Origin of the sequence: uncultured Porphyromonas sp., from assembly GCF_905372525.1 — a bacterium.
Classification (GTDB): domain Bacteria; phylum Bacteroidota; class Bacteroidia; order Bacteroidales; family Porphyromonadaceae; genus Porphyromonas.
The window spans coordinates 16,485-40,172 of sequence record NZ_CAJPPN010000022.1; the positions used below are offsets into that span (position 1 = coordinate 16,485).

Below are 23,688 nucleotides of genomic sequence, written 5' to 3' on the forward strand. Positions count from 1 at the left end.
GAGGTGGGGCTAGAGGAGCTTCAGTAGGTCTTGTCCGATGTCTCGGCGGAGCGACTTGCCCTCGTACTGTACCTGCCCAGCTAGATGGTAGCAGGCCTTGAGAGCCTCCTGTAGGGTGGTGCCGAGGCAGCTGGCGGTGAGCACCCGCCCCCCGCTGGTGACTAGATGCCCCGAGGTGTCACGAATCGTCCCCGAGTGGAAGAGTGCCGCATCAAAGGTCGGCTCGTGGGGGTAGCTGATGGGGAAGCCCTTGGGATAGTCGTTGGGGTATCCCTCTGAGACGAGTACCACCGTGGCTGCATACTTGGGGCTCTCCTCTAGCTGGTAGTCGCCTAGGTGTCCCCGAGCCATACGCTCTAGGAGCTCCACAAAGTCCGAGTCGATACGTAGCATCACAGACTCGGTCTCGGGGTCACCCATACGGCAGTTGTACTCGATGACATAAGGCTCTCCCCCGACATTCATCAGTCCGACGAAGATGAAGCCACGATAGTCGATGCCCTCGGAGCGTAGCCCCTGGATCGTAGGGCGAATGATACGCTCCTCGACCTTGTCCATGAAGGCTTGGTCGGCAAAGGGTACAGGGGATACAGAGCCCATCCCACCGGTATTGGGGCCAGTGTCTCCCTCGCCTATCCGCTTGTAGTCCTTGGCTACGGGCAGGATACGGTAGTCGTGCCCATCTGTGGCGACGAAGACGGAACACTCGATGCCGGAGAGGTACTCCTCGATGATGACCCGTGCACTGGCCTTGCCGAAGCGACCAGAGAGCAGGAGCTGTAGCTCGTGCTTGGCCTCGCTGAGTGTCTCGCAGATGACGACGCCCTTGCCGGCAGCGAGCCCATCAGCCTTCAGTACATAGGGGGGCTGGAGCTGCTGTAGGTACTCTACCGCCTGGTAGTAGCCCGAGCGGTCGAAGGTGCGGTAACGAGCCGTCGGGATCGCATGGCGCTCCATGAAGGCCTTGCTGAACTCCTTGCTCCCCTCTATCTGGGCACCCACTTGGTCAGGCCCTACGATGAGGAGCTCGGTCAGTCCCTCCTTGAGCCGTAGATAGTCCACGATACCACGTACGAGGGGTACCTCGGGACCGACGACGAGCAGATCGATCGCTTGGCTCCGGATCAGCTCAGCGATAGCAGCGAAGTCGGTGACCCCGACCTCGGGGTGGCAGACGCCATAGCTATCCATGCCTGGGTTCCCCGGAGCTATGTGTAGGCGGTTCAGTCTTGGGCTACGAGCCATGCGCCACGCTAGGGCATGCTCTCGTCCGCCAGAGCCTAATAGAAGTATATTCATAGAGCTCACTATATATATGATGAGACCATCGGCCTAGGGGGGCTAAAGATGATCCTTGAAGAAGCGGGTGATCGTAGCGTTGAGGTGTACACGGTCTGCCCCTCGGACGTTATGCTCGTGCTCGGGATAGATCATGTAGTCGGGGTAGGTACCCGCCTTGACGCAGGCCTCTACGAAGAGCTGGGTATGCTGCCAGAGTACGACGGGGTCTATCGTGCCGTGGATCAGTAGGAGACGACCCTTGAGGTCCTTGGCACGCAGGGTGAGGTTGGAGGCCTTGTAGCCCTCGGGGTTCTCCTGAGGAGTGTCCATGTAGCGCTCTCCATACATCGCCTCGTAGCGACTCCAGTCCATCACGCCCCCGCCAGCGACACCGACCTTGAAGACCTCTGGGTGGGTCAGCAGGAGGTTGGTCGCCATGAAGCCACCATAGCTCCAGCCGTAGACTCCGATACGGGTAGCATCTACATAGGGGAGGGTCTTGAGGAAGGCCACTCCCTGCATCTGGTCAGCCATCTCGTTGACGCCTAGCTGACGATGGATGACCTGCTCAAAGGCTGCCCCACGGGCTGCCGAGCCACGACCATCGACGGTAAAGATCACATAGCCCTGTGTCGCCATATAGAGATCCCACCCGAGGCTCCCTGCGTGGAAGCGGTTCTGCACGAGCTGTGCATGAGGACCATTGTAGACGTAGACGATCGTGGGGTACTTCTTGGAGGGATCGAGGTGGGTAGGCTTGATGAGGCGATAGTGTAGAGGGGTCTTACCATCGGCAGCTGTGATGGTGCCGAGGACGATCTCTGGGGTATCGAAGCCTGCCACTGGATCCTTGGACGTGTAGAGGGTAAGTTCCTTGCCCGTAGCTGTGGCGACGAGCCTATTCTGACGCACCTCGTGGAGTGCCTCGTAGGTGTCCAGTAGGTAGCGTCCATTGAGGGAGGCTTGTGCTACGTGCCACCCAGCCTGAGGGGTCAGGAGCTTCTTGCCCTTGCCCTCGATGCCGATGCGGTAGACGACACGATTGATAGGGCTCTGCTCGGTGGAGGTGTATAGGAGGGTCTTGCCTCCGTCTGCGAAGCCTAGGAAGTCCGTGACCTCATAGTCGCCCCGGGTGATCTGCCCGAGGAGTCGGCCACTCGTGCTGTAGCGGTAGAGGTGCGAATAGCCATCTCGGCGGGTCTGCCAGATGAACTCCCCTGGACGCCCAGGGATGAAGTGTAGGGGGTGCTGGGGCTCGATATACTTCTCGTCTTCCTCTACGAAGAGGGTAGCGAGGTTTGCTCCCGTCTGTGGGGAGTAGCTCTTGAGCTCCATGCGGTTCTGCTCCCGATTGACCTCTGCGATGTAGAGGGTCTTGCTGTCGGGAGCCCACGAGAGGTTCGTGAGGTACTTCTCCTTGGGTTCGCCTGTCTGCAGGTAGGTCGTTGTACCCGAGGCAAGGTCGTAGATGCCTACGGTGACGTGGTGGATCGGCATACCAGCCATAGGGTAGTAGAGATCCTGTCGGGTCGCCTTGCGTACGTTAGTGTGTACGATGGGATAGGGGGCGACCATGCTCTGATCCATTCGGTAGAAGGCTAGCTTGCTCCCGTCAGGGCTCCAGAAGAGCCCTCCATGGATGCCGAACTCATTCTGATGCACTGTGCGTCCATAGACGAGGGTGGGACTACCATCACGAGTGATCTGTCGCTGCTGGGGCTCTAGTCCAGCGAGGTAGATGTTGTTCTCCTTGACTACGGCAGCTACCTTAGCTGTGGGGGAGAGGACAAACTCTTGCTCGCCCTTCGTATCCTGCTCGAAGGTAGCTAGGAGCTCACGTGTGCGAGGGTCGATGATGTGGTGCTTCTTGGCATAGGTGATGTGTAGGAGGTTCTGCTCGCGCCCTACGACTTGTAGGGGGGAGAAGTACTTGGCAGGTCGGTCTTTCTTCGCCTCACCGATTAGGGCGAGTAGCTCGTCTTGGTTGAGGAGGGTGTGCTCGGTGCGCTTGGCTCCTGGGGTACCGATCTTCAGGTCTGTCCCCTCGATGTAGATATAGTCATTGCCTAGCCACTGTAGAGCTCTCAGTGAGGTAGGACGTAGCTGGCTGGGGGCTCCAGAGGTGTACTCCTCTAGGGTGGGAGTACGTCGGGTCTCCTGGGCCGTGAGCTGGGGGCCCGTGAGGGTCGCGGGGATCATCGTGAGCAGCGTGACGAGCGTTCTTAGTTTCATTGTTCTTGAGCGTATGTAGTATTTGCGTATGAGCAAAGATAGCTATTCTCACTGGCTTATCCACGGGGTGAAGGTGGAGGAAAAAGCTTATCCCGGGTGACCGTCCTCCTACCGATAGTATGAATAAGGTATGCAGGGGCGGTCAGAGCCCCCGCCTAGACCTGCCGAGGGGGGCTGTTGCCTCCCCTGCGGGGCGAGAGCCAGCAGGCGGTGGGCTACTCTAGGGAGCAAGTAGCTGAGCACTTGCGGGTCTCATCCACCCGACACCTGACGAGGCGGATGCCTGTCCCCTCGAGCTGCTGTGGACCGATGACGTGGACGAGGTGGTGAGCGATGTGCTCGGCGGTGGGGTTGAAGGGCACGATGCAGAGGTCCTCTGCTGCGATGCGCTGGAGCTCGGGGAGGAGTGGATCCTCCTGCCAGATCATGGTACGATGATCCCAGTGCTCCTCGAGCCACTCGCACAGACGATCATTGATCTCGCCGAAGTCTATGACACGCCCTAGCGCATCGAGGCTACTGGCCTCACAGACGAAGTGTATGCGGTAGTTGTGCCCGTGTAGGTGTCGGCACTTGTTCTCGTGCCCTACGACACGATGCCCCATACTGATGTCGTGATAACGCTCTGCTGTGATCATTGATCGTCCTCCTTGATTGCTTGGTTACTAATCATTACTATCTGAGACACAAAGATACATCATCTGTACTACCTAGCGAAGGGGGGGAGTCTCGTGCGCCACCACGCACGCTCCTCTATGTGGGCTCCTCTCGTCCGTAGTGTCCTCGGGGAGGGGGAGGGGAAAAAAAGAAGACCCCGAGCTTGTACTTCGCTCGGGGTCTCTATGTCCTGTCCCTATAGTAGGGTACGGTATGTCTTACTTCTTACGGCTACCGTAGCGGCTCATGAACTTGTCTACACGACCAGCCGTATCGACGAGCTTAGCCTTACCCGTGAAGAAGGGGTGTGAGGTGCTAGAGATTTCTACCTTGATCAGAGGATACTCTACACCGTCGACGACGATAGTCTCCTTAGCGGGCATTGTGGAGCGAGTGATAAAGATGTCTTCGTTGGACATGTCCTTGAACACCACGGGACGGTAGTTCTCAGGATGGATTCCTTTCTTCATTATTCTTCGTTATAACGTTATTTTGTCTTGTCTCTTACTACTTTGTGGTAACTGTATAGGAGCGTAATGGACTGCAAATGTACAGATAATTTATTGAATATCAAAGCCCGTACCTGCACTCCCTCCCTCGGCGCACCCCTCTGTTCCCTCCCGAGCCTAGGGTCATCCTGGGGCTGGGGGCTAGGACTGATGGGGTACGTACTTACGCTTGCCACTCAGCTCACTGATGTCGATGCGAATGATCTCGGTGCGGTGGAAGGACTTCTCGACGTACTGCTGCCCTAGCTCCATATCCTCGGGGCAAAGCTTCTCCAGCAGGAGGTGAAGGGCATGCATACGCTCCTCGGCGGGGAGGTCTAGCTGTGCTCGACCACGGAGGATCACGCTCTCGTACTCGGTGGTGAACTTGCTCGGGAGCAGGTGTACACGTCCGATGATGCAGAGGGATACCTCGCTATGGGCACGTAGGGCACGTAGCTTCTTGCCCTCGGGGGCACAGTGGATATAGATGCGCTCCCCCTCGTCCCAGATGTGGTTGATGGGGATACCGTAGGGCTTCCCCTCCTCGTCGATCATAGAGAGGACGGCATACTCCGCAGTCCTCAGGAGCTCGAGGGCTCGGGTTTCGTCTAGGAGGCGATCCCGGCGCCTCACCTCATCATTGTTGTACTTCATCTCGATGTGATTTTGTCCCTGCTAAGGTACTAAATCCTCCTCGTTCTAGCTGGCTACGGCATCCCTAGATCGTCCCTGCCCGAGGGGCTCCCTATATATAATAATGTATAGGATATCTCAGAGACCCGCGAGGTGAAGGCGGGGAAATGTAGGGAGGCGGTAGCCCTCTCCCGCAGACGAGGGAGAGGAGTCTACCGCCTCCTTGGGCTTAGGATCGGGGCAAAGGCCTAGTCTAGGGTCTTCTTGATCTCGATCTCTTCGTAGGCCTCGATGATGTCGCCGACCTGGATGTCGTTGTAGCCCTCGATGTTCAGACCGCACTCCTGACCCATGACGACCTCCTTGGCGTCGTCCTTGTATCGCTTGAGTGAGCCGAGCTCCCCAGCGTACTTGACGATACCATCACGGATGAGGCGGATCTTGTTCGTGCGCTTGATCTTACCCTCGACGACCATACAGCCAGCGACGGTACCAGCACCGGTGATCTTGAAGGTCTGCTGTACCTCCAGATTGGCCACGACGTTCTCCTTGATCTCAGGCGAGAGCATCCCTTCCATAGCGGACTTGATGTCCTCGATGGTGTCGTAGATGATGGAGTAGGTACGTATCTCTACACCCTCGCGGTCGGCTAGGCGACGGGCGGCCTGACTGGGGCGCACCTGGAAGCCCAGGATAATAGCCGAGGAGGCAGAGGCTAGTACCACGTCGCTCTCGGAGATCTGTCCGACACCCTTGTGGATGACATTGACCTGGATCTCCTCGGTGGAGAGACGGATGAGGGAGTCGGAGAGGGCTTCGATAGAGCCGTCCACGTCGCCCTTGATGATGACGTTGAGCTCCTGGAAGTTCCCGAGGGCACGACGACGAGCCAGCTCGTCGAGGGTAAGGCCCTTCTTCGTCCGGGTATCCTGCTCACGCTTGAGCTGCTCACGCTTGCTGGCGATGCTACGTGCTTCCTGCTCGGTCTCCATGACGTTGAAGGTCTCACCTGCGGCTGGTGCGCCGTCCAGACCGAGGATGAGGACAGGTGCGCTGGGGCCTGCCTCATTGACCTTCTTGTCACGCTCGTTGAACATAGCCTTGACGCGTCCGTAGTGCGTCCCCGCTAGGACGATATCCCCCTGATGTAGGGTACCGTTCTGCACGAGTACCTTGGCTACGTAGCCACGTCCCTTGTCCAGTGAGGAGTCGATGATCGACCCTACGGCACGGCGGTTGGGGTTCGCCTTGAGCTCTAGGAGCTCGGCCTCTAGGAGCACCTTCTCCAGTAGGGCATCGATGTTGATCCCCTGCTTGGCAGAGATCTCCTGGCACTGGTACTTACCGCCCCACTCCTCGACGAGGTAGTTCATGGCAGCGAGCTGCTCACGTATGCGGTCGGGGTTAGCCCCGGGCTTGTCGATCTTGTTGATGGCGAAGACCATGGGGACACCAGCTGCGGCAGCGTGGTTGATTGCCTCCTTGGTCTGGGGCATCACGTCGTCGTCAGCAGCAACGATGATGATGGCGATATCTGTGACCTTAGCACCACGGGCACGCATAGCGGTGAAGGCCTCGTGACCTGGCGTATCTAGGAAGGTGATGCGCTTGCCGTCGGCGAGCTTGAGGCTGTAGGCACCGATATGCTGCGTGATCCCCCCAGCCTCACCTGCGATGACGTTCGTCTTGCGCAGGTAGTCTAGGAGTGAGGTCTTACCGTGGTCTACGTGTCCCATCACGGTGACGATCGGGGCACGTGTGACGAGGTCGGCCTCGTCGTCTACCTCGTCCTCGTGGGCAACGGCCTCGACGACCTCGGCACTGACGAAGTCCGTCTTGAAGCCAAACTCCTCAGCGACCATATCGATCGTCTCTGCGTCCAGACGCATATTGATCGATACCATCAGGCCAATGCTCATACACGTAGCGATGACCTGAGTGACGGGTACGTCCATCATGTTGGCGAGGTCACTGACGGTCACGAACTCGGTGAGCTTCAGTGTCCGGCTCTCTGCCTCGCTACGCTCCTGTGCGTCGAGGGCTGCCGAGCGGGCGGCATCACGCTTGTCACGGCGGTGCTTAGCGGACTTGGCTCCCTGCTGGTTCTTGCCCGTGAGGCGGGCGAGGGTCTCCTTGACCTGACGCTGGACATCCTCGTCGGTGACTACGGCCTTCTGTGGAAGTTCCTTCTGTCGCTTAGCCTTGCGTCCCGTCTTCTGTGCTTCGCCAGAGCCCTGACCTGAGCGTGGGGAGCGAGCGTTGGGGTCAGCGGAGCGACCGCCACCGGGCTGGTTGCCACCGCCCTTCTGTCCGGGCTTCTTTGCCCCGAGCTCGGCGGCCTTTGCGGCCTCGGCCTTGACGTCTACGGGGCCCTTGCCTACACGGGTGCGCTTACGGCTCTTGTCGTTTGCCTTGCTCTTCTTCGCTGGGCGGGTCGAGTCATTGATGGCGTTGAGGTCAATCTTCCCGACGACGTTGAAGCTAATGTTCACCGAGGCCGTCGAGGGGCGGAAGACCTCTCCATGGGGCTCTGTCGGTGTGGGCTTGTCCTCCGTGGCGGGCTTGCTCTCGGGGCTCTGCTTAGGTTCGCTCTTAGACTCGCTCTTGACCTCACTCTTAGGCTCGCTCTTTGGCTCTTCCTTCTGTGGGGCAGAGGGCTCGGCCTTCTTCTCGGGCTCGGGCTGAGGCTTGACCTCTGCCTTGGCCTCTGCCTTGGCCTCGGGCTTGGGCTCCGCCTTCTTCTCGGGCTTAGGTTCTTCCTGCTTGGCGACCTTAGCCTCGGGCTGAGGGGCCGGCTTGACCTCTGCCTTGGGCTCTTCCTTCGCCTCAGGCTGAGGGGCAGGCTTGGGCTCGGCGGGCTTGATAGAGCCCTTGATGTTGAGGCTCGGACGACGGTCCTCGGGGACGACCGTGTCGATATGGGTGACCTCCCGGGGCTTCTTCTCGGGGGCTTCCTGGGCAGGACGTGGCTCCTGAGCACGCTCCTTGGTAGGGGCAGGGCTCGTGAGCTTGGCGAGGATGGCCTCTAGGCGATCCTTACCGAGGTGCTTGCCGTGCTCCTGGATGAGCTGGGACGCTAGGTCCAGCGAGACCTTGGTATTGGGGTTCACGGCCTCTGCGTTGGGGAAGCCTCTGCGCTCCAGCGAGTCCTTCAGGGAACCAACACCCACGTTGAGCTCCTTAGATAGGATGAATAGCTTTATCTCCTTTGGCATATACTCTGTTCTCTTCCTCTTGTTTGGTTAAGCTTCTTCTCCCTCTGTGGCGGTGGTGCTGTCGGCATCTGCGCCCTCTTCTTCCTCTCCCTCTTCTACATCCTCATATTCCTCATAGCCCTCCTCTTCGGCCTCTTCGGCGAACTCAGTCTCTAGGACGCGCAGGACATGGTTGAGGGTATCCTCCTCTAGGTCGGAGGTCTCGAGGAGCTCCTCACGTCCTACTCGGAGTACGGACTTGGCGGTGGTATAGCCCTTCTCCTTGAGCTGGTTGATGACCCAGGCCTCGATCTCGTCGTCGAACTCATCGAGGTAGATATCTTCCTCTACTCCCTCCTCGTCTCTGAAGACCTCGATGCGGTAGCCCGTGAGCTGCTCGGCTAGGCGAAGGTTCGCTGCGTTCTTACCGATAGCCAGTGGTACCTGATCGGGGCGCATGTACACCTCGGCCTGCTTGCCCTCCTCGTCGAGGGTGATGGCGAGGGCCTTAGCGGGGCTAAGGGCACGCTGGAGGAAGAGTAGGGTGTTGGAGGTGAAGGTCGTCACGTCGATGTTCTCCCCCTTGAGCTCACGTACGATGCTGCGGATACGAGACCCATTGACCCCTACGCAGGCGCCTACGGGGTCGATACGATCATCGTAGGACTCTACGGCGATCTTAGCACGCTCCCCGGGCATGCGGGCAGCAGCACGGATGGTGATGAGCCCGTCGGCGATCTCGGGGACGTTCAGCTCCAGGAGGCGCTTGAGGAACTCGGGGCTGACACGAGAGAGGATGACCTTGGGGTTGCTATTCTCGTTCTCCACACGTGCGATCACGGCACGTACGGTCTCGCCCTTGCGGAAGAAATCGCCAGGGATCTGCTCGCTCTTGGGCATGAGCATCTCGTTGCCCTCGTCGTCGATGAGTAGAGCCTCACGCTTCCACACCTGATAGACCTCGGCAGAGACAAGCTCGCCGACACGGCCGATGAAGTTGTGGTAGAAGTTGTCCTTCTGCAGCTCTAGGATCTTGCTCGCTAGAGCCTGACGGAGGTTGATGACGGCACGACGGCCAAAGGCATTGAAGTCTACGGCGTCCACGAAGTCCTCGTCTAGGGTGACATCAGGGTCAATAGCCTGTGCCTCGCTCAGGGCGACCTGGTGCACAGGGTCGGTGACCTCTTCGTCGGCGACGACGTGGCGGGTACGCCAGATCTCGAAGTCCCCCTTCTTCTCGAGGTTGATGATGACGGAGAAGGTATCATCGGAGCCAAACATCTTGGAGAGGACATTGCGGAAAGAGTCCTCCAAGACCTGGATCATGGTGTTCTTGTCGATGTTCTTGAGCTCCTTGAACTCGGAGAGTGCCTCGATGAGGCTCGTTGTTTCTTTTTTCTTTGCCATTGGGCTATTTGGGGGTTATTTATACTCGTTAATTAGAAGTGTAGGACACGCTTGGTCTGTAGGACTTCCTCCATGGGGATGGTGAGCGTCTCCTCGACGCTGGTCTTGCGCTTCTTGCCCTCGAGGCGTACGAGGCGGGAGACCAGTAGCTGGATCTCGGTGGGGGAGGCTGCCGTGAGGACACCCTTCTCCTTGATACCGCCCTTACGTAGCACCTCTACCTCCTGGCCGATCGTGCTGGTGTACTGGCGGAGTACCTTCAGTGGGGAGGTGAGGCCTGCCGATCCTACCTCGAGCTCGAAGTCCTCAGCTTCGCGATCGAGCTGACTCTCGATGTGCTTGGTGAGGGTCACGCAGGCGTCGATATTGATACCGCTCTCTGAGTCGAGCTCTACGACGATGCGGTTGCCTGGGTGTACGGCGGTCTCTACGATGTAGTAGTCGGGGTGGTGCTCAGCGATGTAGGCTGAGACGATCTCCTCTATGGTCGTATGCTGGATCATTGACAATCTTCCTCCTTTACCTTAGTCTGTTCTATTGCTATGCTATAAAGCGAACGGAGGAAGCTCCCAGCCTCCTCCGTTGTCTCGTTTGCACTGCAAAGATAATAAAAATCTGTGAGATAACGTCCTCCGACTGCTGTCCCACTTACTCCCATCGCTACCCCTCTGTCCCCGTGCCCTCGCTCCCGATGGGCTCGCTGGGGTTGAGGGGGCTTTGGGCGCCTTTTCCCCTATGCCTGTGTCGCTCAGGTGTATATAGGTGTTATCGACTCCATAATTATATATATAGGCTACCGGAGGGTGGTGTCGTGGTTAGGGGGTGGAGCATGTCCCAGAGGCCTCGGATAGGCAAGTGTTAGCCCCATGGTCCTCTCCTATAAGTGTAATGAGTCCAATAAATTAAGTACATTTGTGCTGTCAGCTAAAGTAATCACATACAGACACAGCCTGCACATAGATCACCGAACTCAAGAAGAGATACAGACATGAAACAGATCGTACAAATAGCATTATCCGCCCTCGTCCTCGTGAGTGCGTTCATTACGTCAGGATACGCCCAGTCTACTGGGGAGAAAACCTCGCGGGTACAGCTCGGCTTCTTCCCTCCAATAAGCACTAACGGAGGGAATGCAGGAGCGTACACAAATACCGTTTCCTTTAGTACGCTGGTCGGCCTTTCGGGGAACGTACGAGCCTTTACCTTCGCAGGATTGGCCAATATCGTGCGAAACGATGCCCATGGCATTCAGTGGGCAGGGCTGTACAACTATATCGGCAATGAGGGCTCGGGTGCCTCCCTGGCAGGGGTCGCTAATATCTCGAAGACCTACTATCGTGGTGTCCAGCTCTCCGGCGTCCTCAATATGGGGAACGAAGTGGTCGGTGCGCAGATCACGGGGGTTGTGAATCTGGCTAAAAAGGTCTCCGGGGTACAATTCGCCGCTCTCGTCAATATCGCAGATGAGAGTGACTACCCGATCGGGCTACTTAACCTAATCAAAAGTGGAGAGTATGCCCTAGGTATACAGTATGATGAGGTCGGTACGACGGCGATCACACTGCGTACGGGGAGTAGATTTACCTATGGGATCATCGGGCTCGGGTACAACTATAGAGCGCATGAGAAGACTCTAGCCACTATAGCGGGTCTTGGGGTGCACCTCAATTGTTTCCCTTGGCTGAGGGTCAACAACGAGGTGACGGTACAGAATATCGGATTCTCGAGCAGCAGTGCGATCAAGGTGGGCTATGCCCTCCTCCCGTCCATCCGATTAGGACAGCACTGGGACCTCTGGGGCGGTCTTAGCCTCAATTACCTTCGCTCTGGGCACGGAGGAGATGGGCGGCTCCTCTCCTCCAGACCGATATGGGAGCATCAGAGCCCATCGCTACGACAGCAGTTGTACGTAGGCTACCAAGCAGGGATACAGTACACCCTCTAGGAGCCTATCGAGTCAAGCCCGCCTACGAGGCTGTCCGTGGCTATCATACGAGGCACCTGCGGAGCGACTGCCCCCTTCGGCGGCTCCACAGGTGCCTTTGCTCTGCCGTGCCCTTGCCTAGGAGCATATCCGTGTCGCACACGTGGCGACAGAAGCGAGTCTGATTACCTCTGCTCCTAGGTGCTCTCTGAGGACAGGCCGAGGGTATGAGATCGAGTTAGAGAGAGGCCAGCTCCATTGGGGGGCTAGGCCTCTTTCTGCTTCATGCCCCTATGTTCAACCCCCGTGGGATGGGGGATGATTACCTCCGTCTTGCCCCTCCTCGCTAACTCCCTCTGTATCGGTGGTATAGGAAGGGGGTCTGCGCTCTTACCTAGAGCCCTCTTGCGCTCTCGGTAAGAACGCATCAGCGCTCTCGGTAAGAGCGTGTGAGGGCTCTCGGTAAGAACGCAAGTGGGCTCTCGGTAAGAGCGCAAGGGCGGTATAAGTAATGAGTCTGTCGGGGGATGGGGAGTATGCTGAGTCCGCCTCGGAATAGGGGCTTTCGTTCGTGCCCACGGGGGCACTCACTTCTGTCTCTGGGAAGGCTTCGCTCGTGTCCCTTCAGAGGCTCCGTTTGTGTTCCTTCAGAGGCTTCGCTAGGGTCTCTGGGGAGGCTCGGCTTTGATCCCAGGGGAGGTCTCGCTGGAGTCCTCCGAGGGGGAGAGGCCTTGTGCCCCGAGGGGGGTATCGTCGGTCTCCGCTCGGGAAACGGGATGAGCGGATTGGGCAGAGTTCGTTATCTTTGTGCGCTACTTCGCTCTGTCTCGCCCGCTTGTGTGCTACACTAGGGGGGCGAAGGGGAGCGTTATCCTTGCAGATGTTCAGACGCAGAGACTCTAGTCGTAGGCTCGCTCTCGGGGTCGTCGCCCTCATGAGCCTAGTGGCCTGCGCTACCCGACATAGGACACCAACACGATCCACTAAGGCCTCCTCGGCTCTAGTGAGCGACACTGCGTCCGCACGTCGGGATAGCGTGAGCACGCTCGAGCAGCTCCGCTCCTTCCTCGGGCGGGATAGCCTTGGTGGGGATAGTCTGGGGCGTCTCGGTCGGCAGGGTGCCCTCGGGGTAGGTGATAGTAGCGTGGCTCGGGATAGTCTAGGGCATATCATTGATTCCCTCGTCGATAGCCTCGGGGAGGGGAAGGCGCTGGATAGCCTTCGCCAGGCACAGCGTCGCACGGACAGCCTAGAGGCGGTGCGTAAGCGTAAGGCCTCCGAACCCTTCGACGACATCATCGCCTACAAGGCGCAGGACTCGATGGTGCTCCTCGGGCAGAACCTCGCCTACCTCTTCGGCCCTAGCACCGTAGACTATAAGGACAAGGGGCTGGAGGGGAACTTCATGCGCATGAATACCGATAGCTCCCTGATCTTCGCCCACTATACGATCGACAGTGCTGGGAAGGCAACGGCCTTCCCCAAGTTCAAGGACGGCGGAGAGAGCTACGAGGCCAAGAGCCTAAATTACAACTTCAAGACCAGCAAGGGCTTCATCACGGGCGCAGTGACCCAGCAGGGCGAAGGCTACATCACAGCCGAGCGCACCAAGCTGATGGACAACAACTGCCTCTACATGGAGAACGGGCGCTACAGCACGTGTGACAATCACGAGCACCCGCACTTCTACTTCATGCTCACCAAGGGGAAGGCTCGCCCGCAGAAGAATGTCGTGGCAGGCCCTTCGTACCTCGTCATCGCTGACGTACCTACGCCGATCGGCTTACCCTTCGGCTTCTTCCCCTTTAATAAGAGCTATTCCTCGGGGATCATCATGCCGAAGTATGGGGAGGAGACCCAGCGAGGCTTCTACCTCCGAGAGGGCGGGTACTACTTCGCCTTCAGCGACTACATCGATCTGGCCCTCACGGGCGACTGGTATTCGCTCGGCTCGTGGGGCGCTAATGCCCGCTCCAACTACCGCAAGCGCTACCGCTACAACGGGAACTTCAACGTGAGCTACCTCGTCACCAAGACTGGGGAGCGTGACATAGCGGGGGACTTCACGCAGAGCAACGACTTCCGTATCAACTGGACACACAGCCAGGATGCAAAGGCGAACCCCAACGAGACCTTCTCCGCTAGTGTGAACTACTCCACCAGTAGCTACAACCACAACTCCCTGAGCACCCTCTATAACCCCATGGTCTCAGGGCAGAACACCAAGAACTCCTCCATCAACTATAGCCGTACCTTCGCCGGGACGCCCTTCCGCCTGTCGGCCTCGATCGATGCTACCCAGACCTCGGCCGACTCGATGGTTACGCTGAGCCTGCCGAATATCTCGATCAGTATGAACCGCATCTACCCCTTCAAGCGCAAGAAGCGTGTGGGGGCAGAGCGATGGTATGAGAAGATCAGCCTAAGCTACTCGGGGCAGTTCCGCAACAGCATCTCGACCAAGGAGTATCGCCTCTTCAAGGCTAACCTCATCCGAGACTGGCAGAATGCCTTCTCCCACAATATCCCTATCTCGGCCTCCTACAAGATCCTCGACTATATCGACCTCACGCTGAGTGCCAACTACAACGAGCGCTGGTACACCTACAAGTCCCACAAGCGCTACGACCCCACGACCAATAGTACGGTCTATGAGCGAGAGTATGGCTTCAATCGTGTCTTCGACTTCAGCACCTCGGCGAGCCTCAATACGACCCTCTATGGCTTCTACAAGCCGTGGAAGCTCTTCGGGGACAAGGTGCAGATGATTCGCCACCGTGTGACGCCCCGTATCGGGGTGAGCTATACCCCGGACTTCGGTGCCCATATGTGGGGCTACTATGAGACCCTAGACTATGTGGACAAGGATGGCCGTGCCCGTCAGGAGATCTATTCCCGCTACGGGGATAACCACCTCTTCGGTGCCCCTGGTAGAGGAAAGTCCGCCTCCATCAACTTCGGTCTCGATAATAACCTAGAGATGAAGGTGCGTCACAAGACCGACAGCGTAGAGGAATACAAGAAGATCAGCCTCATTGATAACTTCTCCCTCAACTCAAGCTATAATCTCGCCGCTGACTCCTTCCAGCTAGCAGATATCAATGCGAGCATATCGATCCGCCTCTCCCAATCCCTCAATATCAACCTGAGTGGCTCCTTCGACCCCTACCTCTACGGGCATACCACGGATGGTAATGGCTACGTCACCCCTCATCGTGTGAATAAGCTACGTATCTTCAACGGCAAGGGCTTCGGTAGCCTACGAGGGACTGGTACTTCCTTTAGCTACACACTGAATAACCAGACCTTCGAGAAGATCAAGAGTCTCTTCACGGGGAAGAAGAATAAGAAGGACAAAGACAAGGAGAGCGAGTCCGATAGCATACAAGGTAACCCGAATGGCCCTAGCCCCGACGGTAAGGATACCTCTCTAGCAGATATGGCGGCGAAGAAGCAGGCCCGTAAGTCCCTCTTCGAGAGCAACGACGATGAAGGGGAATACGATGCGGATGGCTATCTCAAGGTCTCCATCCCGTGGAATATCTCCTTCTCCTATGGGGTGAACCTCAACCGTACGACCTTTGACCCTCGCCGAGATGAGTACAACTATGGGCTGACGCATAGCTTGATGTTCTCGGGGAGCATCCAGCCGACAAAGAATTGGTCGTTCAACTTCAATGCGAGCTACGACTTCCTCGCCAAGCGCATAGCCAATATGACGATCGGTATCAGCCGAGACCTGCACTGCTGGAGTCTGTCAGCTAATGCGATCCCCTTCGGCCCCTACCGTAGCTACAGTATCACCATCGGGGTCAAGAGCAGCATGCTCCACGACGTCAAGTGGGACAAGCACGGCTATTCCTCGGGGCAGAGCTGGTAACGCACCCCGAGCCCCGAGCCCCCAGCGAGAATACTCCCTCCATATATACACCAAGCGAAGCGGGCAGGATACCACAGTATCCTGCCCGCTTCGCTTGGTGTATTTGCCCCCGTCTGAGGGGAAGGGTCGGTGCTACTCCTAGATTATATCCATGAGCTCATGAGAGGTGAAGGGGATCCCCCTCCCTGCTCAGCCGAGGCGGTGGTACTGCTCCTCGAAGGGGATACGGCTCCGCTCACCCAGTGGGACATCCGCACGACGGACTCCGCAGGAGACGATCATCGATACCTGTGCAGCATAGGGGAGATGCAGGGCATGCTTGACACGCCAGCTGTCGAAGCCCTCTAGGGGACAAGTGTCGTAGCCCTGCTCACTCATCGCCAGCATGAAGGTCTGCGCCACGAGGGCACAGCTCTTGTGTAGGACGACATCGTAGTCTGCCTCAGAGACCTGCCTAGGCACGGGGGTGAAGAGCCCGACGAGCTGTACAAGAGCCTTGCGTAGGAGCCCGACTAGGCCGAAGCAGCGCGCATAGAGGAAGGGGACAAGCTTCCCATAATAGGTCTCTTGGCGCTTGGTGTACTTCTCCCACTTCTCCTCTGGGTAAGCCTTGCGGATGGCTTCACGCTGAGCAGCTAGGTTGGCCTTTGCTCGCCTCCGTGCATAGTCGGGACGTACGACGAAGACCACAAGCTCTGGGGCAGAGGTGAGAGCTGTCTGCCCGAAGCCTGCCCTCCCGAGACGCCGGAGGAGGGTGGGGTCGGTGACGTGGTAGGCCTCCCAGAGCTGCATGTTGGAACTAGTGGGGGCAAGGGTAGCGAGCTCGAGGCAGTGCTTGACGCACTCGCTGTCGAGGGGACGAGTCTCGTCGTACTGACGGATCGCACGGCGGTGCTCTAGGGCGGCTTGTATACTCATCTTGGGATACTGTTGGAGGGGTGGGGTGGTGAAGGACAATTGTATGGGAGGCTCTCGGAGATTGTATGGGGAGGCTCTCGGAGATTGTATGGGGGAGGCTCTCAGAGCTTGTATGGGAGGCTCTCAGAGGGAGCACAGAGCTCGGTGAGTCACCCCCTAGGGGTAAAAGAAAGTACTCTCCCTAAGCTAGGCTCTAGGGAGAGTACTTGGTCGTGACGTAGACCCCGGGGGACTAGCCTCCGAAGTCGTCGAAGAAGAGCTGACTACGCTCTACCCCAAGGTTCTCGAGCATGACCTTGACGGCATTGGCCATAGGGCCTGGGCCACACATGTAGTACTCGATGTCCTCAGGAGCATCGTGATCCTTGAGGTAGTTGTCGTAGATGACCTGATGGATGAAGCCCGTGTAGCCTGTCCAGTTGTCCTCGGGCTGAGGGTCAGAGAGGGCGATGTGGAAGGTGAAGTTGGGGAACTGACGTTCGATCTCGCGGAAGTCCTCTTCGTAGAAGATCTCCTTCTTGCTCCGTGCCCCATACCAGTAGGAGACCTTGCGATCCGTGTGTAGGGTACGGAAGAGGTGCAGGATCTGGGCACGTAGGGGCGCCATACCAGCACCACCACCGATGTAGAGCATCTCAGCGTTGGTATCCTGGATGTGGAAGTCTCCGTAAGGGCCGCTCATGCGTACCTTGTCCCCTGGTCTCAGGGAGAAGATGTAGGAGGAGGAGATACCGGGCGATACGGGGAGCCACTTATGCGTAGCACGGTCCATCGGGGGCGTAGCGATACGCACGTTTAGGGTGATGATGTTCCCTTCGGCGGGGTAGTTCGCCATGGAGTAAGCACGGATCGTCTCGGTGTCGTTGTGGCAGGTGAGCTCCCACATATTGAAGTGGTCCCAGTCCCCACGGAACTTCTCGTCGATGTCGTAGTCGGCGTACTTGATGTCGTAGGGAGGGATAGTGATCTGTGCATAGCTACCGCTCTTGAAGTTCATCACCTCGCCCTCGGGGAGCTTGACGACGAACTCCTTGATGAAGGTCGATACGTTGCGGTTTGAGATGACTTCGCATTCCCATTCCTTGACCCCGAATACGGACTCGGGGACGATGACCTGCATATCTTCCTTGACCTTGGTCTGGCAGGAGAGGCGCCAGTGCTCCTTCTGCTCCTTGCGGGAGAAGAAGCCGGTCTCGGTGGGGAGGATCTCACCGCCCCCCTCGATGACACGACAGCGGCACTGACCACAGGAGCCACTACCACCGCAGGCGGAGGAGAGGTATATGTTCTGGCTCTGGAGCGTATTGAGGAGGGTACCTCCGATGGGTACCTCTAGTTCCTTCTCGCCATTGACGGTGAGCTTGACGTTCCCGGATGGTACGAGCTTGCTCTTGGCTACAAGCAGGATGACCACCAGGAGGAGTGTGAGCAGGAGGAAGACCCCGACACTCACCAGTATAATGGTTGTGTTCATTATGACGTTTACCTGTTCTATGTTAGTTCGCCTCTACCCCTGATGGTGCTTGGGTAGCCTCTACTTGCTCTGTCTGGCTCTGCTGTGCCTTGTCATCGGCAGCCTGGAGCTTGACCCCAGAGAAGCTTAGGAAGGCGATACCCATCAGTGCCGTGATGATGAAGGAAATCCCTAGGCCACGTAGGGGCTTGGGGATGTCAGAGTACTGGATCTTCTCACGTATGGCGGCCATACCGACGATAGCGAGCATCCACCCGATCCCTGAGCCGAGACCATAGACGGTGGCCTCGCCGATACCGGGGAACTCACGCTGCTGCATGAAGAGCGAGCCCCCGAGGATGGCACAGTTCACTGCGATCAGTGGGAGGAAGATCCCCAGTGATGCGTAGAGGGAGGGGCTGAACCGCTCCACGAGCATCTCGACGAGCTGCGTGAAGGCAGCGATCACCGCGATGAAGATGATGAACGAGAGGAACGAGAGGTCGATCCCCGCAGCCTCCGCACCGAGTAGCCACTCGAGTGCTCCCTGCTTGAAGACCTTGGTCTCCAGGAGGTAGTTGATCGGTAGCGTACAGGTGAGGATGAAGGTCACTGCTATCCCCAGTCCAAATGACGTCTTGACGTTCTTCGATACCGCTAGGAACGAGCACATCCCTAGGTAGTAGGCGAAGATCATGTTATCGATAAAGATCGACCTAAAGAATAAGGCTAATGAATCCATTCTTTCTTAGTTCTATTGTCGTGGGAGATTAGTGTTCCTGTAGCTCCTTGTTGTAGGAGCGGTGTATCCATATCAGTACGGCGACAGAGATGAGAGCCATCGGAGGGAGGATCATCAGCCCGTTGTTCACGTAGCCGTGGATACCGTCCATAGCGTAGACGCTCTTAGGGATGATCTGGAAGCCCAGTAGCGACCCCGAGCCTAGGAGCTCACGGAAGAAGCCGACAGCTACCAGTACGGCACCGTAGCCAAGACCATTACCGATCCCGTCGAGGAAGGACTCCCAGGGGCCGTTACCCAGAGCGAAGGCCTCTAGGCGACCCATCAGGATACAGTTCGTGATGATCAGGCCGACGAAGACAGAGAGCTGCTTGCTCACGTCATAGGCGTAGGCCTTGAGCACTTCGCTCACGATGGTCACCAGCGTAGCGGCCACGACGAGCTGTACGATGATACGGATACGATTGGGGATCGTCTTGCGCAGGAGCGAGATCACGACGTTGGAGAAGGCCACGACGACAGTCACGGAGAGAGCCATGACGATCGCGGGCTCCAGCTTGGAGGTGACCGCTAGGGCGGAGCAGATACCGAGCATCTGCACCATGATAGGGTTGTTCTTGCTCAGTGGCCCTACGAGTGTTTCTTTATTCTTCTTGTTCCAGAGTGACATGGCTACTGGGCGTTATAGGTTAGGAGAAACTGCTGAAAGGGTGCAAGCGAGGTGGCGAGCATATCGTGCACACCGTTGCTGGTGAGGGTACCACCCGAGATGCCGTCCACGTAGTCCTTGTCCTCGGCCTTCTGACCATTCTTGACGACAGCGATACCCGTGAAGACGCCTTCGCGGAAGAGGTGCTTGCCCTTGAACTGGTCGGCGAAGTGTGGAGTGGAGATCTCGGCACCGAGCCCTGGGGTTTCCCCAGCGTTGCCGAAGTCTGCTCCTACGACACTGGAGTGGTCGGCGGCATCGACAGCGATGTAGCCCCAGATCTTATTCCAGAGGCCAGCCCCATTGAGGGGGAAGACATAGACCGTCTTGCCATCTACCTCAGCGATGTAGACGGGTAGGGGACGCTTCTCGCCCTTGGCGATGAGCTTGTAGTCGAGCTCAGTATTGGCATTGAATGCCTTGCCCTTACCGATCTCGTCACCCTCATCCGTAGAGACGACTGAGCCGTCGGCATTGACCATCAGCTCCTTCTTGATGAGGCTCTTGTAGGTGGAGATGACGTTGGCCTTGTCGGGCTTCTGCCCTAGGGCACGTAGGATCTGCTCCATCTTGTCGATGTGCTCATTCTCTACCTGGGCAGGCTTGAGGAGTATATTGGCGCCTGCCAGCAGGACGGCAGCCAGGATGACCATCACAGCTGCGTAGATGATCACGTATGAATTCTTATCTCTATTCATCTTCGTAGCGTTGGGATTAGTTCTTTGCCTTGGCGGAGAGGCGGGCAAGACGCTTCTGCGCATTGCGCTCTACCACGATGTAGTCGATGAGTGGAGCGAAGGTATTCATCAGCAGGATAGCGAGCATCATCCCCTCGGCATAGCCGGCATTGAGCACACGGATGAAGACGACCATGACCCCGATGAGGAAGCCGTAGATCCACTTACCCGTCTCCGTGCGTGCTGCCGTCACAGGGTCGGTAGCCATGAAGACGATCCCGAAGGCAAAGCCCCCGTAGAGCAGGTGGTGTAGAGGCGAGAGCTGCATCGCTGCTGTCGCACCGATAGCGTTGAAGCCCAGTGCCATCACGACGGCACCGACGACGCCAGAGACCATGATCTTGTAGCTCGCTATGCCGGTGAAGATGAGGATAGCAGCTCCGATCAGGATCGCTAGGGTAGAGACCTCACCGACAGAGCCGGGGAGGAACCCGAGGAAGGCATCCCAGTCCGTGAGTGGGTTCCCGAGGGTATTGTGGATGTCTGCTACGTTGCCTGCAGCGACCTGCCCGAGGGGGGTAGCCCCAGAGAAGCCATCCACGACCTTGCCCTCACCGCCGAGACCGAAGGTAGAGCCTAGGCGTACCCAGACGCTATCCCCCGACATCGCTGCGGGATAGGAGAAGAAGAGGAAGGCACGGGTGATCAGAGCTACGTTGAAGACATTGTAGCCCGTACCCCCAAATACTTCCTTGGCGAAGACCACGGCGAAGGCTGTAGCGATAGCCATCATCCAGAGCGGGGTCTCTACGGGGATGATCATCGGGATCAGGATCCCCGTCACGAGGAAGCCCTCCTGGATCTCCTCATGCTTGAGCTGGGCGATGATGAACTCGATCCCGAGCCCTACGGCGTAGGAGACTACGATCTGTGGAAGCACCGAGAGGAAGCCGTAGAAGAAGGTGCTCCAGAAGCCTGCCGTTACCCCTAGGGCGATATTGTGCTGAAGCCCTACGTTGTACATGCCGAAGAGCAGTGCGGGGAGGAGTGCGAAGATCACGACACTCATCGTACGCTTGCTATCGATCGCATCATGCACGTGGGTCCCACGACGCTTAGACGTCGTATTGGGCACGAAGAGGAACGTCTCGAAGCCGTCGAAGACCGACTCCAGCGCCGAGAACCGTCCCCCCTTCGTGAAGGCGGGCTTTATCTTGTCGATTTGTTTTCTTAATGCGTTCAAGGTCTTTGTCCGTTTATTGTGAAACCTTTCTGTTTAGTTCATCTCCTTGTACAGCTCATCCAGCCCCTGACGTACGATCTGCTGTAGGGGGATCTTGGAGGTATCGACAAACTCGCAGACGGAGAAGTCCTCTGGTGCTACCTCGTAGATGCCTCGTGCCTCCATATCGTTGATGTTGAAGGTGATGATGCTCTTGAGCAGATACTCAGGGTAGATATCCATGGGGAAGACTTGGTCGTACTCGCCACTCATGATCATGGCACGACGTCCTCCCTTGATACGGGCATCTAGGGTATACTCTCGCTTGGGCATGAGCCAGGAGAAGTAGCTACGGCTGTGGCTATACTCCTTCAGTCGGGGCAGTGCCCAGCCGAAGAGCTCGTGCACATCATCACCCTCGGGGATGATGCTGATCTGATCGACGCCGAGGCTCATACGCTCGTGCTCCTCATCGACCTTGACGCCCGTGAAGACATCGCCCTCGATGATACGCTCGTGCTCTCCTCGCTTGCCTAGGCGACCTGCCAGCACCTCCTGGAAGCGTGCTCCAGGTAGGACCTTCACATAGCCGGTCTCCTTGGCCTCCGAGCCCGTGAGGGCGATCGTGCGGCTGTAGTCTACCTGACCGGTCTTCAGGAAGCGACCGATGACGAGTAGGTCGGTGGCCTTGAGGGTCCAGACGACCTCCTCCTTGTTCACGGGGGCGATGTGGTTGATCAGTACCCCGACGAGACCCGCGGGGTGGGGGCCACGTACCTCTACACGCTCTACACCCTGTAGTCCGGGGAGCTCCCCGGGGGCAACGCCTACGTAGACCTTACCTGTGGTCAGCTTGGTGAGGGCATCTAGGGCGAGCTGTAGCTCATCCTCCCGACCCTGCACGAGGTAGCTGAACTTAGGGGCGAGGGGGGCGGTAAAGTTCGCCGTGACGAAGATGTCCCTAGGCTCGGCATTGGGGTTGGCCAGACGGTCGTAGGGGCGCTGCTTGAAGAAGCTGAACATTCCACTCTCTAGCAGGAGGGACAGTACCTTCGAGCGTTCCATCCCCTTGACTCCTGCCGTATCGAAGTGCTTGTACTCGATAGTCGTATCGGGCTTCACCTCTACGCTCAGCACTTTGCGCTTAGCGCCACGGTGGACAGCGACCACCTCCCCGCTGACGGGGGAGGTTAACTTGAGCTCAGGGATCTGCTTGTGGTACATGAGGGTATCCCCTGCGAGCACCCGATCCCCAGGCTGAACGATCACTTTAGGGACAAAGCCGATGTAATCATCAGGCGAGAGGGCATAGGAGGAAGCACTTGCGGCGGGCGCAAGCTGAGTCTCCTGAGCCTTCCCCTTCAGATTCAGCGTTAGTCCTTTCTTTATCGTGATAATGTTCGGCATAACACGTGATTGATGATATGTTTAGTTAAATTATTATGGCTACAAAAGTACATAATCTTTGGCAGATAGTACCTATAATAAGGTAGCCCCACTAGGCACGACTCCCCATAGAGGGGGAAAGGCCTCACATGCCGATCCATACGAGCCCTCGGCGAAGCTCTCGCGCGTACCATTATATATATAGGCTGCCCCACGCATCGTAGGTTGGTCGCTCTACACGCCGAATATCAGTCACGGTACGGAGCGTGTAGGGGATGCCCTGAGGCTAGTGCTCTTCACCTCACGGGGAGGGCGCTCTCCGTAGGTCGAGCTTCCCGTCACTTGTCTTAGCTCCCCCAAGCGGGTTAGCCCCTCGTAGGGAGGTGAGGTAGATACCCTCATGCTAATCACCTCTGTATTAGTCCTCCCGAGGGAGCCTCAGTACCCTTGCCGAGGGGGGCTGGAACGCTCTTACCGAGATCGTCCTAATCACCTTACATAGGTGATGAGAACGATCCTTATAGGAGCGCAGAGACGCTCTCGGTAAGAGCGTCTCCGTCACCTTACATAGGTGATTACGGTGCTTTCTATAGAAGCGTCCCGAGGCTCCCAATATACCCCTCTCTGTGTGCTCGAATGGCTCGTCCCGACGCTCTCCGTAAGCCCGAGGCAAGGAGTACGAGCTTCCCTATGGAGCTGGGAACTCTTGAGCTGGCTAGACTGGTGGGGCGAGGGGGCTAGCTCTGGGCGCTGTGGGCGGCGAGGCAGGCTCCCCGCGGGCTCTAGGGCTTTGACCGCTGGGCCTCCTCATCCCGTGCACGCTACTCCACCTCGTCTCGTGCTCCCCCTCCTCATCCCATACGACCTACTCACCCCCCCCTC

General features: G+C 57.7%; 17 protein-coding genes. 2 read left to right on the plus strand and 15 right to left on the minus strand.

The window, feature by feature from the left end; all coding sequences use genetic code 11:
• Positions 1-9: 9 nt before the first annotated feature.
• The 8 genes from purD to rimP all read right to left on the minus strand — a co-directional run bounded on the left by purD (position 10) and on the right by rimP (position 10,398).
• Positions 10-1,299 carry a phosphoribosylamine--glycine ligase gene (purD, locus tag QZ170_RS05470; RefSeq protein WP_297178292.1) on the minus strand — a complete coding sequence of 430 codons (1,290 nt, stop codon included), beginning with the start codon at positions 1,297-1,299 and terminating at the stop codon, positions 10-12.
• 42 nt (positions 1,300-1,341) lie between these two features.
• Positions 1,342-3,513: a DPP IV N-terminal domain-containing protein gene (locus tag QZ170_RS05475; RefSeq protein ID WP_297178295.1), complete on the minus strand. Its 2,172-nt coding sequence runs from the start codon at positions 3,511-3,513 to the stop codon at positions 1,342-1,344.
• 215 nt (positions 3,514-3,728) lie between these two features.
• Entirely contained in the window at positions 3,729-4,151 is a 423-nt protein-coding gene (locus QZ170_RS05480; protein ID WP_297178298.1) for a 6-carboxytetrahydropterin synthase, read from the minus strand.
• 237 nt (positions 4,152-4,388) lie between these two features.
• Positions 4,389-4,640 carry a type B 50S ribosomal protein L31 gene (locus tag QZ170_RS05485; RefSeq protein ID WP_297178301.1) on the minus strand — a complete coding sequence of 84 codons (252 nt, stop codon included), beginning with the start codon at positions 4,638-4,640 and terminating at the stop codon, positions 4,389-4,391.
• Positions 4,641-4,820: 180 nt separating this feature from the next.
• Positions 4,821-5,315: a pyridoxamine 5'-phosphate oxidase family protein gene (locus tag QZ170_RS05490; protein ID WP_297178308.1), complete on the minus strand. Its 495-nt coding sequence runs from the start codon at positions 5,313-5,315 to the stop codon at positions 4,821-4,823.
• A 227-nt stretch (positions 5,316-5,542) separates the two neighbouring features.
• Positions 5,543-8,509 (minus strand): translation initiation factor IF-2, encoded by a 2,967-nt coding sequence (gene infB, locus QZ170_RS05495; RefSeq protein ID WP_297178311.1) that lies wholly within the window; start codon positions 8,507-8,509, stop codon positions 5,543-5,545.
• 27 nt (positions 8,510-8,536) lie between these two features.
• Positions 8,537-9,895 (minus strand): transcription termination factor NusA, encoded by a 1,359-nt coding sequence (gene nusA / locus QZ170_RS05500; protein ID WP_297178314.1) that lies wholly within the window; start codon positions 9,893-9,895, stop codon positions 8,537-8,539.
• Positions 9,896-9,927: 32 nt separating this feature from the next.
• Positions 9,928-10,398: a ribosome assembly cofactor RimP gene (gene rimP, locus QZ170_RS05505; protein WP_297178316.1), complete on the minus strand. Its 471-nt coding sequence runs from the start codon at positions 10,396-10,398 to the stop codon at positions 9,928-9,930.
• Positions 10,399-10,883: 485 nt separating this feature from the next.
• Between rimP and QZ170_RS05510 the strand changes: the two genes are divergently transcribed.
• Positions 10,884-11,840, plus strand: a complete 957-nt coding sequence (locus tag QZ170_RS05510) for a hypothetical protein (protein WP_297178321.1) — start codon at positions 10,884-10,886, stop codon at positions 11,838-11,840.
• 859 nt (positions 11,841-12,699) lie between these two features.
• A complete protein-coding gene (locus QZ170_RS05515) occupies positions 12,700-15,699 on the plus strand; it encodes a putative LPS assembly protein LptD (protein WP_297178322.1) in 3,000 nt (999 codons plus the stop codon).
• 189 nt (positions 15,700-15,888) lie between these two features.
• Here QZ170_RS05515 and QZ170_RS05520 read toward each other — a convergent pair whose 3' ends face one another.
• The 7 genes from QZ170_RS05520 to QZ170_RS05550 form a co-directional block, all read right to left on the minus strand.
• Positions 15,889-16,617, minus strand: coding sequence for a nitroreductase family protein (locus tag QZ170_RS05520; protein WP_297178325.1), 729 nt, complete (start codon positions 16,615-16,617; stop codon positions 15,889-15,891).
• Between the two features lie 232 nt (positions 16,618-16,849).
• Positions 16,850-18,091 (minus strand): NADH:ubiquinone reductase (Na(+)-transporting) subunit F, encoded by a 1,242-nt coding sequence (gene nqrF, locus QZ170_RS05525; RefSeq protein ID WP_297178327.1) that lies wholly within the window; start codon positions 18,089-18,091, stop codon positions 16,850-16,852.
• A gap of 22 nt (positions 18,092-18,113) precedes the next feature.
• Complete coding sequence (gene nqrE / locus QZ170_RS05530) at positions 18,114-18,812, minus strand: NADH:ubiquinone reductase (Na(+)-transporting) subunit E (protein ID WP_297178329.1); 699 nt, start codon at positions 18,810-18,812, stop codon at positions 18,114-18,116.
• 28 nt (positions 18,813-18,840) lie between these two features.
• A complete protein-coding gene (gene nqrD, locus QZ170_RS05535) occupies positions 18,841-19,482 on the minus strand; it encodes an NADH:ubiquinone reductase (Na(+)-transporting) subunit D (RefSeq protein ID WP_297178332.1) in 642 nt (213 codons plus the stop codon).
• Positions 19,483-19,484: 2 nt separating this feature from the next.
• A complete protein-coding gene (gene nqrC / locus QZ170_RS05540) occupies positions 19,485-20,219 on the minus strand; it encodes an NADH:ubiquinone reductase (Na(+)-transporting) subunit C (RefSeq protein ID WP_297178334.1) in 735 nt (244 codons plus the stop codon).
• Positions 20,220-20,235: 16 nt separating this feature from the next.
• Positions 20,236-21,441: an NADH:ubiquinone reductase (Na(+)-transporting) subunit B gene (locus tag QZ170_RS05545; protein WP_297178337.1), complete on the minus strand. Its 1,206-nt coding sequence runs from the start codon at positions 21,439-21,441 to the stop codon at positions 20,236-20,238.
• 33 nt (positions 21,442-21,474) lie between these two features.
• Positions 21,475-22,827, minus strand: coding sequence for a Na(+)-translocating NADH-quinone reductase subunit A (locus QZ170_RS05550; RefSeq protein WP_297178340.1), 1,353 nt, complete (start codon positions 22,825-22,827; stop codon positions 21,475-21,477).
• Positions 22,828-23,688: the final 861 nt, after the last annotated feature.